The 14,607-nt window shown below is 73.1% G+C and carries 17 protein-coding genes; 9 read left to right on the top strand and 8 right to left on the bottom strand.

Going from position 1 to position 14,607, the window contains the following annotated elements:
- Together CGE01nite_RS00325 and CGE01nite_RS00320 are read left to right on the top strand one after the other, a co-directional pair.
- Window positions 1–666: cellulose binding domain-containing protein (locus CGE01nite_RS00325; protein ID WP_174773393.1), on the top strand; the 666-nt coding region annotated here is incomplete at its 5' end.
- Between the two features lie 88 nt (window positions 667–754).
- Window positions 755–2,530 carry a cellulase family glycosylhydrolase gene (locus CGE01nite_RS00320; protein ID WP_229747520.1) on the top strand — a complete coding sequence of 592 codons (1,776 nt, stop codon included), beginning with the start codon at window positions 755–757 and terminating at the stop codon, window positions 2,528–2,530.
- Window positions 2,531–2,671: 141 nt separating this feature from the next.
- Here CGE01nite_RS00320 and CGE01nite_RS00310 read toward each other — a convergent pair whose 3' ends face one another.
- Window positions 2,672–3,718 (bottom strand): threonine aldolase family protein, encoded by a 1,047-nt coding sequence (locus CGE01nite_RS00310; protein ID WP_141368303.1) that lies wholly within the window; start codon window positions 3,716–3,718, stop codon window positions 2,672–2,674.
- A gap of 93 nt (window positions 3,719–3,811) precedes the next feature.
- On the opposite strand from CGE01nite_RS00310, the gene CGE01nite_RS00305 reads away from it, so the two are divergent.
- Window positions 3,812–4,333, top strand: a complete 522-nt coding sequence (locus CGE01nite_RS00305; protein ID WP_141368301.1) for a DUF6328 family protein — start codon at window positions 3,812–3,814, stop codon at window positions 4,331–4,333.
- 40 nt (window positions 4,334–4,373) lie between these two features.
- Here the strand turns inward: CGE01nite_RS00305 and CGE01nite_RS00300 are convergent, their stop codons facing one another.
- From CGE01nite_RS00300 to ku, 3 genes are all read right to left on the bottom strand, one after another.
- Window positions 4,374–4,655, bottom strand: coding sequence for an HU family DNA-binding protein (locus CGE01nite_RS00300; protein WP_048341761.1), 282 nt, complete (start codon window positions 4,653–4,655; stop codon window positions 4,374–4,376).
- A gap of 115 nt (window positions 4,656–4,770) precedes the next feature.
- Entirely contained in the window at window positions 4,771–5,853 is a 1,083-nt protein-coding gene (locus tag CGE01nite_RS00295; protein WP_141368299.1) for a PHP domain-containing protein, read from the bottom strand.
- A complete protein-coding gene (ku, locus tag CGE01nite_RS00290) occupies window positions 5,850–6,773 on the bottom strand; it encodes a non-homologous end joining protein Ku (RefSeq protein ID WP_048341763.1) in 924 nt (307 codons plus the stop codon). Before ku ends, CGE01nite_RS00295 begins: the two co-directional genes overlap by 4 nt.
- A gap of 128 nt (window positions 6,774–6,901) precedes the next feature.
- Between ku and ligD (CGE01nite_RS00285) the strand changes: the two genes are divergently transcribed.
- The 4 genes from ligD (CGE01nite_RS00285) to CGE01nite_RS00270 all read left to right on the top strand — a co-directional run bounded on the left by ligD (CGE01nite_RS00285) (window position 6,902) and on the right by CGE01nite_RS00270 (window position 10,724).
- Complete coding sequence (gene ligD / locus CGE01nite_RS00285; protein WP_082156177.1) at window positions 6,902–7,825, top strand: non-homologous end-joining DNA ligase; 924 nt, start codon at window positions 6,902–6,904, stop codon at window positions 7,823–7,825.
- On the top strand, window positions 7,822–8,736 hold the full coding sequence (gene ligD / locus CGE01nite_RS00280) for a non-homologous end-joining DNA ligase (protein WP_141368297.1): 915 nt from the start codon (window positions 7,822–7,824) through the stop codon (window positions 8,734–8,736). Before ligD (CGE01nite_RS00285) ends, ligD (CGE01nite_RS00280) begins: the two co-directional genes overlap by 4 nt.
- Window positions 8,737–8,904: 168 nt before the next feature.
- A complete protein-coding gene (locus CGE01nite_RS00275; protein WP_048341764.1) occupies window positions 8,905–9,489 on the top strand; it encodes a Dps family protein in 585 nt (194 codons plus the stop codon).
- A 56-nt stretch (window positions 9,490–9,545) separates the two neighbouring features.
- A complete protein-coding gene (locus CGE01nite_RS00270) occupies window positions 9,546–10,724 on the top strand; it encodes an App1 family protein phosphatidate phosphatase (protein WP_053071516.1) in 1,179 nt (392 codons plus the stop codon).
- 55 nt (window positions 10,725–10,779) lie between these two features.
- Here the strand turns inward: CGE01nite_RS00270 and CGE01nite_RS00265 are convergent, their stop codons facing one another.
- Window positions 10,780–10,986 (bottom strand): hypothetical protein, encoded by a 207-nt coding sequence (locus CGE01nite_RS00265; RefSeq protein ID WP_048341765.1) that lies wholly within the window; start codon window positions 10,984–10,986, stop codon window positions 10,780–10,782.
- Between the two features lie 176 nt (window positions 10,987–11,162).
- On the opposite strand from CGE01nite_RS00265, the gene mqo reads away from it, so the two are divergent.
- Window positions 11,163–12,665: a malate dehydrogenase (quinone) gene (gene mqo, locus CGE01nite_RS00260; protein ID WP_255318460.1), complete on the top strand. Its 1,503-nt coding sequence runs from the start codon at window positions 11,163–11,165 to the stop codon at window positions 12,663–12,665.
- Window positions 12,662–12,958, top strand: coding sequence for a hypothetical protein (locus CGE01nite_RS00255; protein WP_082156167.1), 297 nt, complete (start codon window positions 12,662–12,664; stop codon window positions 12,956–12,958). The genes mqo and CGE01nite_RS00255 overlap by 4 nt, the downstream gene beginning before the upstream one ends.
- A 24-nt stretch (window positions 12,959–12,982) precedes the next feature.
- Here CGE01nite_RS00255 and CGE01nite_RS00250 read toward each other — a convergent pair whose 3' ends face one another.
- The 3 genes from CGE01nite_RS00250 to CGE01nite_RS00240 are packed head-to-tail and all read right to left on the bottom strand — an operon-like array spanning window position 12,983 to window position 14,523.
- Window positions 12,983–13,339: a DUF2277 domain-containing protein gene (locus CGE01nite_RS00250; RefSeq protein ID WP_141368295.1), complete on the bottom strand. Its 357-nt coding sequence runs from the start codon at window positions 13,337–13,339 to the stop codon at window positions 12,983–12,985.
- 9 nt (window positions 13,340–13,348) lie between these two features.
- Window positions 13,349–14,041: a methylated-DNA--[protein]-cysteine S-methyltransferase gene (locus CGE01nite_RS00245; RefSeq protein WP_141368293.1), complete on the bottom strand. Its 693-nt coding sequence runs from the start codon at window positions 14,039–14,041 to the stop codon at window positions 13,349–13,351.
- The gene (locus CGE01nite_RS00240; RefSeq protein ID WP_048341767.1) at window positions 14,038–14,523 is read right to left on the bottom strand and encodes an RNA polymerase sigma factor; all 486 of its coding nucleotides are present in this window, start codon (window positions 14,521–14,523) and stop codon (window positions 14,038–14,040) included. The genes CGE01nite_RS00245 and CGE01nite_RS00240 overlap by 4 nt, the downstream gene beginning before the upstream one ends.
- Window positions 14,524–14,607 lie beyond the last annotated feature (84 nt).

Here is a 14,607-nt window from a genome sequence, read left to right as displayed (position 1 = left end):
GCGTCCACGGCCGTCACGGCCACGACGCAGTCGGGCACCGTCACCGACACGACCGCCCCGTCGGTCCCGACCGGCCTCACGGTCGGCACGGTCACGACGAACAGCGTCTCGCTGACCTGGAACGCGTCGACCGACAACACCGGTGGCTCCGGCGTGTCCGGCTACGAGGTCTACCGCGGCACCACGCTGGTCGGTTCGCCGAGCGCGACGAGCTTCACCGCGAGCGGGCTCAGCCCGTCCACGGCGTACTCGTTCACCGTCCGCGCCAAGGACGCTGCCGGCAACGTCTCGGCCGCGTCGTCCGCGGTCTCGGCCACGACCCAGGCCGGGCCGACCCAGGACCCGACCGGTGGCTGCCAGGTCACCTACCAGGCCAGCAGCTGGAACAACGGCCTGTCGGCCAACCTCCGGGTGAAGAACACCGGGTCGACCGCGCTGTCGAGCTGGACGCTCAAGTTCACCTTCCCGAGCGGCCAGCAGGTCACGCAGGGCTGGAGCGCGACCTGGTCGCAGTCCGGCTCGGCGGTCACCGCGACGAACGCGCCGTGGAACGGTTCGATCGCCGCGGGCGGCGTGATCGACATCGGCTTCAACGCGTCGCACTCGGGGACCAACACGGCCCCGACCGGCTTCACGCTCAACGGCGCCACCTGCACCGTCGCGTGACACACCCGCCGCGGGCGGTCGTGCTCCGGCACGGCCGCCCGCGGCGGCGCGCCCCTTCCCCCTCCCCCACGTCTCGACGAGGAGAACCGTGTCCGCACTCCCGCACCCCCGCCGACGCACGCTGCGTGCGCGCGTCCTCGCCGGCATCGTCACGGCAGCGGCACTCGCCGCGCCGATCGCCGTCGCCGCGGCCCCCGCCCAGGCCGCCGGCGAGGACTGGCTGCACGTCCAGGGCAACAAGATCGTCGACAAGGCCGGGACCGAGGTCTGGCTCACGGGAGCCAACTGGTTCGGCTACAACGCGACCGAGCGCGTGTTCCACGGCTTGTGGTCCGTGAACCTCGAGGACGTCATGAAGTCCATGGCCGACCACGGGATCAACATCGTGCGGGTGCCGATCTCCACGCAGCTGCTGCTCGAGTGGAAGGCGGGCAAGGCCGCGCCCTCGTCGGGCGTCAACACCTACGTGAACCCCGACCTGACCGGGAAGACCACGCTGCAGGTCTTCGACCGGTTCCTCGAGCTCTCCGAGAAGTACGGCCTCAAGGTCATGCTCGACGTGCACAGCGCCGAGGCTGACAACGCCGGGCACTTCTACCCGGTGTGGTGGAAGGGCACGATCACCACGGAGGACTTCTACTCCGCGTGGGAGTGGGTCACGGCCCGCTACAAGAACAACGACACCGTCGTCGCGATGGACATCAAGAACGAGCCGCACGGCACCGCGAACTCGACGCCGCGCGCGAAGTGGGACTCGTCGACCGACGCCGACAACTTCAAGAACGTGTGCCAGGTGGCGGGACGCCGCATCCTCGCGATCAACCCCGAGGTCCTGATCCTGTGCGAGGGCATCGAGACGTACCCCAAGGAGGGCGTCTCCTGGTCGTCGACCAACGAGAAGGAGTACTACGGCACCTGGTGGGGCGGGAACCTGCGGGGCGTCAAGGACCACCCCGTCGACCTCGGCGCGAACCAGGACCAGCTCGTCTACTCGCCGCACGACTACGGGCCACTCGTCTTCGAGCAGACCTGGTTCGCCAAGCCGTTCACCAAGGCGACGCTCGAGGCGGACGTGTGGGAGCCGAACTGGCTCTACATCCACAAGCAGAACATCGCACCGCTCCTCATCGGTGAGTGGGGCGGGCGCGTCGGGCAGGACGAGCGTCAGGACCGCTGGATGGCGGCTCTGCGCGACACGATGATCGAGCGCAAGATCTCGCACACGTTCTGGTCGCTCAACCCCAACTCGGGCGACACAGGCGGCCTGCTGCTCGACGACTGGAAGACGTGGGACGCGGCCAAGTACGCGATGCTCAAGCCCGCGCTGTGGCAGGACGGCGGCAAGTTCGTCAGCCTCGACCACCAGGTCCGGCTCGGCGGTGCGAGCAGCACCACCGGCAAGTCGCTCGGTGAGCTCACCGGCAACCCGCCGCCCACGCCCACCCCGACGCCGACTCCGACGCCCACCAGCACACCCACGCCGACGCCCACCCCCACGGTGACGCCGACGCCGACCCCGACCAGCACCCCCACGCAGAACCCGGTGGGCAGCTGCACCGTCACGTACCAGGCGAGCACGTGGAGCTCGGGGATGTCGGTCAACGTGAAGGTCAAGAACACGGGCACGACGAGCCTGTCCGGCTGGACGCTCGGGTTCACCCTCCCGACCGGCCAGTCGCTCGCCCAGGGGTGGAGCGCCACGTGGACGCAGACCGGGCAGAACGTGACCGCGACGAACGTCGCGTGGAACGGCTCGCTCGCGCCGGGCTCGTCGCTCGACCTCGGCTTCAACGGGACGCACTCAGGGTCCACCGCGACCCCGACCGCGTTCACGCTGAACGGAGCGCTCTGCCAGACGGCCTGAGCGACACCTGAACGGACGCCGGTGGCGGGTGACCCGATCCCCCGCCACCGGCGTCAACCAGCTCAGCCCTCGGCCATGCTCGCCGCGGACCCCACCCGACGAGCGTCCCACCCGACGAGCGTCCCGCCCGTAGGGCGAGCCTCACACGTGCGCCGTGAGCGCCTCACGCGTCGCGGCCAGGAAGTCGTCGACGTCCTGCTCGGTGGTGTCGAACGCGCACATGAGCCGGACCGTGCCGTGCGCCCAGTCGTAGAACTTCCACGTCCGGCGCAGCTCGTCGGCCACCGCGGGTGTCAGGTGGGCGAACACTCCGTTCGCCTGCGCGGGGTGCAGGAGCTCGACCCCCGCGCCGGTCAGCCCCTCGGCGAGACGAGCGGCCATCGCATTCGCGTGCGCCGCGGAACGCAGCCACAGGTCGCCCTCGAACAGCGCGACCAGCTGCGCGGACAGGAACCGCATCTTCGAGGCGAGCTGCATATCCATCTTGCGCAGGTAGGTCATCCCGGGGGCAGCGTCGGGCTGCAGCACGACGACGGCCTCGGCGAACAGCAGCCCGTTCTTGGTGCCGCCGAGCGACACGACGTCGACGCCCACGTCGGTGGTCAGCGCGCGCAGCGGCACGCCCAGCGCGGCCGCGGCGTTGGCGAGCCGTGCGCCGTCGACGTGCACCCGCAGCCCGAGGTCGTGCGCGTGGGACGCGATCGCCCGGATCTCGTCGGGCGTGTAGACCGTGCCGACCTCGGTCGACTCGGTGAGCGAGACGACGCCCGGCTGCGCGCGGTGCTCGTCGCCGAACCCCCACGCCTCGCGGTCGAGCAGTTCGGGGGTGAGCTTGCCCTCGGGTGCGGGCACGGGCAGCAGCTTGATGCCGGCCACGCGCTCCGGGGCGCCGTTCTCGTCGGTGTGGATGTGCGCGTCGCTCGTGCAGATCACCGCGCCCCAGGGCGGCAGAACGGCCTGCAGGCTCAGCACGTTGGCGCCCGTGCCGTTGAAGACCGGGAACGCCTCGGCGTGCTCCCCGAAGTGGCCGCGGACGACCTCCTGCAGCCGTGCGGTCCACGCATCCGCGCCGTACGAGGTCTGGTGCCCGCCGTTGGCGGCGACGAGAGCGGCCATCACCTCGGGGTGGGCGCCGGCGTAGTTGTCGGAGGCGAAGTCACGGTGCGTGGTGTCGTGCAAGGAGGTCACGGGACAAGTCTCCCCCGCGCGTGCGTGTGCTCCTGCTCGCCGCGCGGATCTCGTCGTGCTGCGGGATGATCCAGCCGATCCCGAGGAGGCACAGTGCCGGACCCGCACGCCGATCCCGCCGACGACCGTCGCGAGACGTACACGGAGCGCATGGACCGCAACTGGGACGAGCTCCTCCAGGAGCTGCGGGTCACGCAGACCGGTGCCCAGATCCTCACGGGATTCCTGCTGACCATCCCGTTCCAGCAGCGGTTCAGGGACCTCGACGCGTACCAGCAGGACCTCTACCTCGTCCTCGTCGCGCTCGCGATCCTCGCCACGACGCTGATCGTCGCGCCGGTGGCCCTGCACCGGGTGCTGTTCCGCAAGCGGATGAAGCACGAGCTGGTCGAGGCGGGCAACGCGCTCGCGCGCTGGGGCCTGATGGTGCTGGGGCTGACGATCGTGGGCAGCGCGAGCTTCGTCTTCGACGTCGTGCTCGACCGGACCGCGGGACTGGTCGTCGGAGGCATCGCCCTGGTGGTCCTGGCCGGGTTCTGGTGGGGCCTGCCGCTCGCCCTCGAACGACGCGACCACGTGGCCGCGCAGGAGTCCGACGCCCGCGACCGGGCATGACGAAGGCCCGACCCCGCGGGGTCGGGCCTTCGTCGCCGGATCAGCCCTGGACGGCGCGCTTGAGCGTGCTGCCCGCGGTGAGCTTGACGCGGTGGCCGGCGGGGATCTCGAGCTTCTCGCCGGTCTGCGGGTTGATGCCCGTGCGCGCGGCACGCTCGGCGCGACCGACTGCGAGGAAGCCGGGGATCGTGACGGTCTCGCCTGCGGCGAGCTGCTCGACGAGGACGTCCTGGAAGGCGCGGATCACCTTGTCGGTGTCGGCGGCGGTCAGGCCCGCCTTGCCGGCGACGGCCTGGACGAGCTCGGTGCGGTTGAGGCTCACGAGAGTTCGACTCCTGTCTGGTCCTGCGGCTCCGGACTCGGCAGCCGCAGGGGTGACCCTAGCCGGGTGATGACACGCGTCCGCGCAGGTCGGCTCGTGTGGCGTGCGATCTTCGTCACGCGTGCGTGCGCTCGAGGAGCCGCTCGACGGGCCAGGTGGTGATCACCCGGTCCGCCCCGATGCCGTGCCGGACGGCCCGCACGCAGCCCGTGAGCTGCCAGTCGAGCTGGCCCGGGGCGTGCGCGTCGGTGTCGATCGCGAAGTCGCAACCGAGCTCCGCGGCGAGCGCGAGCAGGTCGTGCGGGGGGTCCAACCGGTCGGGCCGGCAGTTGATCTCGACGGCGACGCCCCGCTCGGCGCACTCGCTGAACACCGCACGGGCGTCGAACTCGCTCTGGGCGCGCGGGCGGCCGAGCAGGCGGCGTCCTGTGCAGTGCCCGAGCACGTCGGTGCGCGGGTCGCGCACCGCGGCGAGCATGCGCCGGGTCATGGCCGCGCGGTCCATCGCGAGCTTGGAGTGCACGGACGCGACGACGACGTCGAGCTCGTCGAGCAGCTCGGGGTCCTGGTCGAGCCGGCCGTCGTCGAGGATGTCGACCTCTATGCCGGACAGCACCCGGAACGGCTCGACCGCGGCGTCGAGCGCCGCCACCTGCGTCAGCTGGGCGCGCAGGCGCGCGGCCGACAGCCCGTGCGCGACCGTGAGCCGCGGCGAGTGGTCGGTGATCGCCTGGTACTCGTGACCGAGCTCCAGCGCCGCGAGGACCATCTCCTGGATCGAGGTCGCGCCGTCGCTCGCGTCGGAGTGCGCGTGCAGGTCGCCGCGCAGCGCAGCGTGCAGAGCACGAGCCTGAGCCAGGTCGTCCCCTGCGGCCTCGCCCTGCGCCGCCACCGCCGCCGCAAGGCCGTCCTCGAGCTCGACGAGGTAGGGCACGGGCCTGCCGCGCCAGACGAGCTCGACCACCCCGGCCGTGCGTGCGCCGAGAGACGGGAGCTCGGTCAGCCCCCCGGTGGTGACCAGCGTCGCGAGGCGAGCGGGTTGCTGCTGCTCGACGACCTCCGCCGCGGTGCGGAACGCCTCGCTGCGGTAGGCGCTGGCCTGCGACCGTTCGAGCAGGAACGCGATGCGCCGGAGCGCGGCGACGGCCTCGTCGCGGCGCTCGGCGTCGGACGCACGCCCGGGCGCGGCCGGGCTCACGACGCCTTGGCCTTCGCCTTCTTCGCGCGCGTGGGCGTGGGCTCGTCGTCGTCGGCCGTGGCCTTGGCCCTCGACTTGCGGGGCGCCTTGGCCGTGCCGGCTGCACCCTCGTCGGCGGGCGCGTCCCCGCGGGCCGTGCGCGCCTTCTCGACGCTGCGCTGGAGCGCGGCGAGCAGGTCGACGACCTCGCCCCCGCTCTCGGCGCCCTCCTCGCGCGCCGGCTGCGGCACCGACCGCGTGTCGCCCGACGACACCTTCGCCTCGATGAGCTCGGTGAGCGCGCCCTCGTACCGGTCCTCGAACTGCGACGGGTCGAAGTCTGCTGCGAGCGAGTCGACGAGCGACTGCGCCATCGCCAGCTCGGCGGGCTTGACCGTGACGTCGGCGTCCAGGATCGGGAAGTCCGCGGCGCGCACCTCGTCGGGCCACAGCAGGGTCTGCAGGCAGATCACCTTGCCGCGCACGCGCAGCACCGCCATGGACTCGCGCTGGCGCAGGGCGACCTTGACCACGGCCATCCGGTCTGCCTCCTCGAGCGCACCCCGCAGGAGCGCGTACGGCTTGGCGGCGGTCTTGTCGGGCTCGAGGTAGTACGTCTTGCCGAGCAGGATCGGGTCGACCTGGTCGGCGGGGACGAACTCGAGGACCTCGATCTCCCGCTCCGTGGCCAACGGGAGCCGGCTGAAGTCCTCGTCGGTCAGCACGACGAGCTCGCCGTCGGCGGTCTCGTACCCCTTGGCGATCTCGTCCATGGTCACGGGCTCGCCGTCGACGCTGCAGACCTTGCGGTAGCGGATGCGGCCGCCGTCGGCGGCGTGCACCTGGTGCAGCGTGACCTCGTGCTCACCGGTCGCGGCGTAGAGCCGCACCGGCACGTTGACGAGGCCGAACGCGACCGCGCCCTTCCAGATCGCCCGCATCGTGCGCCTCCGTGTCTCGAACCTGTCCCCAGCCTGCCAGCGCCAGGGCCCTTGTGCCCTGGCAAAACGCCCGGCGGCCCTGCCGCGACCTGCGCAGCCGTTCTCGGCAGGATGGACCCGTGCACCCGATGCTGGCCACCCCCGCGCCCTCCGGCGTGCTGCCGCGCGGCGCCGGCTGGGCGTTCGAGGTCAAGTGGGACGGCGTGCGCGCCCTGGCTGACGTGCGCGACGGGACGGTGCGGCTCTGGAGCCGGGCCGAGCGGGAGATCACCCCCGCCTACCCCGAGCTGGCCGGGCTGGCGGCGCTGGACGACGTGCTGCTCGACGGCGAGGTGGTCGCGCTCGACCAGGGCGTGCCCTCGTTCGCGGCGATCGCCGAGCGGATGCACGTGCGTGACCCGCGCCGCGCGGCCGAGCTCGCACGGTCGCGCCCCGTGACCTTCCTCGCGTTCGACGCGCTGCGGGTGGCCGGCGTCGACCTGACCGCGCGGCCGTACGACGAGCGGCGCGCGGCGCTCGACGCGCTGACGCTGCCCGAGCACGTGTCGTCCTCGCCCGTGTACGACGACGGGGAGGAGCTGTGGGCCGTGACCCGCGAGCACGGGCTCGAGGGGGTCGTCGCGAAGCGGCGTGGCTCGACCTACCGCCCGGGCGTGCGCTCGCCCGACTGGGTCAAGGTCGCGCACCGGCGCACGCGGGCCGCTCTCGTCGGCGGCTGGCGCGACGAGACGAACGGCACGGGGCGCCTGGGGGCGGTGCTCCTGGGCGCGCCGGACGCGCAGGGCGCGCTGCGCTACCTGGGTCGCGCCGGCAGCGGGCTGACGGGCGTGTCGGCCCGCGCCGTGCAGGAGGTCCTGACCTCGGTCGCGCTGCCCACGAGCCCGTTCGCCGACGAGGTCCCCGCACCGGACGCGCGCGGGACGCACTGGTGCGAGCCGACCCTCGTCGTGCAGGTCCGGTACCTGACGCGATCGCCGCAGGGCCGGTTGCGCCAGCCGGTCGTCCGCGGTGTGCGCGACGACACCACCCCCGACCCGTGGGAGGCGCCATGAGCCCCGAGAAGCAGACCGTCGACGTGGGCGGCGTGGCGGTGCGCGTCTCGCACCTGGACAAGGTGCTGTACCCGTCCACGGGCACGACGAAGGCCGAGCTCATCGACTACGTCGTACGCGTCGCGCCGGCGCTGCTGCGCCAGCTCCAGGACCGCCCGGTCACGAGGATCAGGTTCCCCGACGGCGTGGACGGCCAGCCGTTCTTCGAGAAGAACGTGCCGCGGGGCGCGCCGGCCTGGCTGCGGCACCGCGTGCTCCCGGCAGCGCCGGGCAACGACGACGAGGGCACGGAGCTCGACCTGCCGTTCCTCGACGACCTCGCGGGCCTCGTGTGGGCGACCAACGCGGGCGCGCTCGAGCTGCACACACCGCAGTGGTCGGTCTCACGGCGCGGGGTGGTGCGCGGCGCGGACCGCCTCGTCGTCGACCTCGACCCGGGGACGGGTGCGGGCCTGGCCGAGTGCGCACTGGTGGCCCACCTCGTCGCGCGACGGCTCGCGGCGGACGGTCTGCGCCAGACCGTGCCGGTGACGTCGGGCAGCAAGGGGATGCAGCTCTACGCGCCGCTGCCCCGGCGCCGTCCCGCGGTCGAGGTGCGGCAGTACGCCCGGGACCTCGCGCACGCTCTCGCCCAGGAGCACCCGCGGCTCGTGGTCGCGGTCATGCGCAAGGACGTCCGCGCCGGCAAGGTTCTGCTCGACTGGTCGCAGAACCACCCCGCGAAGACGACGATCACGCCCTACTCGCTGCGCGGACGGCACGAGCCCCGGGTCGCGGCGCCCCGGTGGTGGGAGGAGATCGGGCCGGACCTGGAGCAGCTCTCCCCCGACGACGTCGCGCGGCGCCTCGACGAACGCGGCGACCCGTTCACGGACGGTGCGGGCGATCCGGCCGCCGACTTGGCAGGATGACCTCGCGGCCCGCAGGTCAGGGGTCGTGTGATGGTCGTGTGTGAGCTCGGTCCGGGGTCCATGCATCCGCTGCCCCAGCGTTGGCGCACCGCGCGGGCGTGAGGCAGCGTGGACACCCCGGCACGGACCGGGACGGACGTCCACTGGTGACGACACGAGGAGATCGACATGGCACGCAAGGACCTGCCGAAGTACACCGTCCCATCGCTCACCGCTGAAGAAGGTGCCCAGGTCGCCGCGGTCCTCCAGGAGCGGCTCGACTCGCTCAACGACCTCGCGCTGACGCTCAAGCACATCCACTGGAACGTCGTCGGACCGCACTTCATCGCGGTGCACGAGATGATCGACCCGCAGGTCGACGCGGTGCGCGCGATGGTCGACGCCATCGCGGAGCGCATCGCGACGCTCGGCGTGGCGCCCGTGGGCACCCCGGGCGCGCTGGTGAAGAACCGCACGTGGGACGACTACAGCATCGGCCGCGCGTCCACCGACGAGCACCTCGGTGCGCTCGACGAGGTGTACATCGGCGTCATCACCGCGCACCGCAAGGCCGCCGACGACGTCGAGGACCTGGACACCGTCACGAACGACCTGCTGGTGGGCCACCTGCACGAGCTGGAGCTGTTCCACTGGTTCGTGCGCGCCCACCTGGAGTCCTCGGGCGGCGCCCTGAGCACCGCTTCCGCCAGCACGGAGAAGCAGGCTGCCCGCGCGGCCTCCGGTGCGGCACGCAAGGCGTCGGCGGCCAGGTGAGCACAGGCACGACCGGCGGCGGGCGTCGCAGCGAGGCGGAGCACGAGTCCGGGGCCATGGCGCCGGACCGGCCCTTCGTCCCCGACCCGACGCCCGACGCCCGGGAGCAGGACGACCTGCGGGCGGTCCGGCCCGGCGCGCAGCGACCCGGGTCGACCAACCCGGCGTCGCGGCTGCACCCCGCCGCCCGGCTCGAGGACGCGTTCGACCGACGCGTCGCGGCCGTGCTGCGTCGCCGCGGCTGGACGCTGCGGCTCGAGCCGTACGCGGGCTACGGCGCGCCGGGGTGGGTGCGGGTGTTCGCCCGCACCCTCCTGGCCGCGCCCGTGGTCCAAGAACGCGACCTGCCGGGTGCGGGCGCTGCGGCGCAGGCGGGTGCGAGCACCGCACCGGCCGTGCGTGGTTGGCGCTCGTTCGCGACCGCGCAGGTCGCGGGCGCGCACGTCGAGGTCCGGGTCGGCGACCGCACGCACGTGGTGACGACCGACCGCGGCGGCTACCTCGACGTGCGGCTCGAGAGCGACCTGGCGCCCGGGTGGCACGACGTCGAGCTGCGCGCGGCCGACGGCGCGTTCGCGGTCGCCCCCGTGCACGTCGTCGGGCCGGAGGTCCGCTCCGGGATCGTCAGCGACATCGACGACACCGTCGTGGTGACCCGCCTGCCGCGCATCTTCGTCGCGGCGTGGAACACGCTCGTCAGGCACGAGAACGCGCGCGAGCCCGTGCCCGGCATGGCGGGCCTGTACGCGCGGCTCATCGCCGGCCGGCCCGAGATCCCGGTGGTGTACCTCTCGACGGGCGCCTGGAACGCGGCCCCGGCGGTGGGCCGGTTCCTGCGTCGGTTCGGCTACCCGCGCGGCCCGATGCTCCTGACGGACTGGGGTCCGACGAACACCGGGTGGTTCCGCAGCGGCCGCGCGCACAAGCTCGGCCAGCTCCGTCGGCTCACCGAGGACTTCCCGCAGATCGCCTGGGTGCTCGTGGGCGACGACGGTCAGCACGACCCGCAGATCTTCGCGGCAGCCGCGGCCAACAGCCCGCAGCACGTGCGCGCCGTCCTCATCCGCCAGCTCACGTTCACGGAGCACGTGCTCGCGCACGGGCTGCCCGCTCCCGCGCAGGAGTCGGTGCGCGCCGAGCAGCGCGCCGCGCACGAGGGCATCCCCGTCCTGCAGGGCGCGGACGGCTACGCGCTGCTGCGCGCCGTGCAGGCGGCGGGCGTCACGCTCGACTGACCGGGTCGCGCGCGGGATCCGTCGTCGGGCGCGGGACCGTCAGGGGCCGGGTGCGTCAGAGCCTGTCGGGGTCGTCCCACTCGTCGTTGCTCGAGATGGGCTCGTCGTCGGCCACCAGCTCGGTCGCGGTGAGCGAGCGCGGCGCCCGGGCTGCGTCCCCGCCGGAGCGGGCGTCGGCGGCGGCGAGCAGGGCGTCGTCGGGCGTCCGCTCGGCGATGCGTTCCGCCGATGGGTCGGACACCAGGTCTCGGTCGCGCGTCATGGGTCTCGTTCTACCCTCCCGGCTCGCCGCGCGCACGCCCCCCGTGGCAACGCACCAGGCCGACGAGCGCCCCCGCTCGCGTCGAACGCCCGGCGACAGAGACCAAAGTCACAGTGTCGGCAACGTCACAAGTGCCTCGTGATGGAGATTCTCGACGTCAACTTACGATCTCTGACGTGCCTTCAGTGGACCGGAACCTTCAGGCCGGAACCGACGTGGACGTGCTCCTCATCGGCGGCGGCGTCATGAGCGCGACGCTCGCGAGCCTCCTCAGCACGCTCGAGCCGACGTGGCGCATCGAGATCCACGAGCGCCGCGACGGGCTCGCCCAGGAGAGCTCGAACCCCTGGAACAACGCCGGCACCGGCCACGCCGCCCTGTGCGAGCTCAACTACACGCCGCAGCGGGCCGACGGCTCGGTCGACATCACCAAGGCCGTGACGATCAACGAGCAGTTCGAGCTCTCGCGCGAGCTGTGGCACCACCTCGCGGGCCAGGGCCGACTGACCGGGGGCACCGGGTTCGTCTCCCCCACGCCGCACATGACCTTCGTGCGAGGCGCCGAGGGCGTCGAGTACCTGCGCCGCCGCTACGAGGCGCTGAGCCGGCACCCGCTGTTCTCCGACCTCGAGTTCAGCACCGACCCCGAGCAGATCCGCGCCTGGGCGCCGCTGCTCGTCGAGGACCGCGACACCGACGAGCCGATCGCGGCGACGCGCGCGGCCGCCGGCACGGACGTCGACTTCGGCGCCCTCACGCACTCGATGATCCATGACGTCGTGCGTCGCGGCGCCGCGCTGCACCTCGAGTCCGAGGTCACGCGGCTGCGTCGCCGCAAGGACGGCACGTGGCGCGTGACGGTCCGCGACCGCCGCTGGAACGGCCACACGCGCTCCCGCACGCTCACCGCACGGTTCGTCTTCATCGGCGCGGGCGGCGGCGCGCTCGGCCTGCTGCAGAAGTCCGGCATCCCGGAGGCCAAGGGCTACGGCGGCTTCCCGATCAGCGGACAGTTCCTGCGCACGACGAACCCCGCGGTGGTGCGTGAGCACCACGCCAAGGTCTACGGCCGCGCCGAGATCGGTGCCCCGCCGATGTCGGTCCCGCACCTCGACATGCGCGTGGTCGACGGCGAGACCGCGCTCATGTTCGGTCCGTACGCGGGCTGGAGCATGAAGTTCCTCAAGCACGGCTCGTGGCTCGACCTCGTCAGGTCCATCCGCCCGGGCAACGTCGTGCCGATGATTGCCGTCGGCGTGCGCAACCTCGACCTGCTCAGGTACCTCATCAGCGAGGTCACGGCGTCGCGCACCGCGCGCTTGCGCACCCTGCGGCAGTTCGTGCCGACCGCGCGCGAGCGCGACTGGGAGCTGATCACCGCGGGTCAGCGCGTGCAGGTCATCAAGAAGGGCAAGGGCGGCGGGGTGCTCGAGTTCGGCACCGAGCTCGTCACGTCGGCCGACGGCTCGATCGCGGGCCTGCTCGGCGCCTCCCCGGGCGCGTCGACGGCGGTCGCCACGATGGTCGACCTGCTCGAACGGTGCTTCGCCGACCGCGTCGAGCAGTGGCGTCCTGCGCTGCGCCAGATGATGCCGAGCCTCGGCGGGGGTACGTGGGACGAGTCGTTCGAGCTCGACCGCTTGGTCGACGAGGCGTTCTCGGCCGATCATTCAGCGTGACATCTGACGAGCACAGCGCGCCCGAGGCGGTCAGCGCCCAGATGCGGCGCGCGAAGGTACAGGCCTTCACCGACCACACCACCGTCGGCGTGGTGCACAGCGACCCCGACGGGCGCGTGACGATCGCGTGCGCGTGCGGCATGCGCCTGACGAACGGCCCGACGTGGTCGCTCGACGAGCACATCCGCCTGCACCGTGCCGAGGCACGCTTTCTGGCGCTCGCGGCGGTCGCCCCTGACGGCATCCCGCGCCTGGTCTCCTGGCCGCTCTCCGCCGGCTCCGACGAGGACTGACCCCGCCGGACCCCGGGCGCGCGATCAGTCGTCCGCGGTGACCATGCGCCCGTGCTCGTCGTGCGCGTGCGCGTGACCGAGCTCGTGGGCGCGCTCGTGCGCCTCGCGCTCCGCCATGCGGGCCGCGATCCTCGCCTGTACCTCGGGGCGCCGCAGCGGCGGCACCGTCGTCGGGACGACGCGGCGCTCGGGCAGGTCCGCGAGCACGGCGGCGGTCGCGGCGACCACGGCCCGCACGGCGGCCTCGAACGGCTCACGCGTCGCGGGTGACAACGTGCGCACCCCGGTCACCTTGCGTACGTACTGGACGGCGGCGGCCTCGATCTCGGCGTCGCTCGCGGGCGGCTCGAGGCCGCGCAACGTGGTGATGTTCCGGCACATGCCTCGACGCTACGCCGGTCGTCCGGCCCGGTCTGCCCCGTCGTGGGCCGGGCCGGCCTCGAGCGCCAGGAGCGCCGCCTTCGCCGCAGCACCGCCCGCGTACTGGCCGGGTGTGCCGTCCGAGCGCACGACGCGGTGGCACGGCAGCACGATCGGCACGGGGTTGAGCGCGCACGCCGTGCCGACCGCCCGCACGGCGCGCGGGCTGCCCGCCGCCGCCGCGACCTGCGCGTAGCTCGCCGTGCGGCCGTAGCCGATGTCCGTCAGGTGCTCCACGACCGCACGCCGGAACCCGCGCGCGAGGCGGAGGTCCAGCGCCAGGTCGAACCGGTGGCGTCGACCCGTGAGGTACTCGTCGACCTCGCGCGCCACCTCGTCCAGGCGGCGTGGCGCGGCCAGCACGCGCGGGCTCACGCGGACGGCGAGGTCGGCCAGCACCGCCTCGTGGTCCTGGACCTCGAACGCGATGCGGACGAGCCCGACCGGCGTCGCCGCCAGCAGCAGCGTGCCGAGCGGGCCGTCGAGCGTCCGGTACGCGACGTCCAGCAGGTCGGCGTGCTCCGCCCGCTCGGCGAGCAGGGCCCGCAGTCGGCCGAGCGTGTCGTCGGGCACGGGCGCGAAGGCCTCGGCCAGCGCGGGGTCCGTCCCGATCCCGACGCCGGTGCCGGTGCCCACGGTGGCGCCGTTGTCGTTCCTCGTCATGACAACCCTCCCTCGTCGGCGGCCCAGCGCGCGGACGATCGCCGCAGCGCGGAGACTCCGTCGGCCGCAGCCCGCCGCGCCGCGACGGCTGTGCCGCCCATCACCTCGGCCACATCGGCGTACGGAAGGCCGCCCAGGTGGTGCAGCGCGACGGCGTGGCGCTGCCGGTCCGGGAGCTGCGCGAGCGCACCCCAGAGGTCGAGGTCGCGCGCGCCGTCCCCGACCGCGACCTGCGGCAGCTCGCCGACGGGGACCGCCCGGCGACGCGTCGCGCGCCAGGAGTCGATCGCCTTGCGGTGCGCGATCGTCACCAGCCACGCCTCGACGTTCGCGCCCTCGTCCAGTGCGGGCCACGCACGCAGCGCTGCCACGAACGTCTCCGCCCAGGCGTCGTCCGCGTCGTGCGGGCCGACGACCGCACGACAGACCCGCAGCACGGTCGCGCCGTGCTCGCGGACCACGTCGTCGAACGGTCGCTGCATCCTCACAGTGTGCAGACGCCGCACGTCCCGCAGACGTGAGGTCCACGTCGACCGTCCCCGCACGAGGTGCGGGGGTGGGGTGAT

The sequence above is a fragment of the Cellulomonas gelida genome (assembly GCF_006538725.1).
GTDB lineage: Bacteria > Actinomycetota > Actinomycetes > Actinomycetales > Cellulomonadaceae > Cellulomonas > Cellulomonas gelida.
Note: the sequence above shows the minus strand (reverse complement) of the source record. Positions and strands in the feature narration are given on the sequence as shown.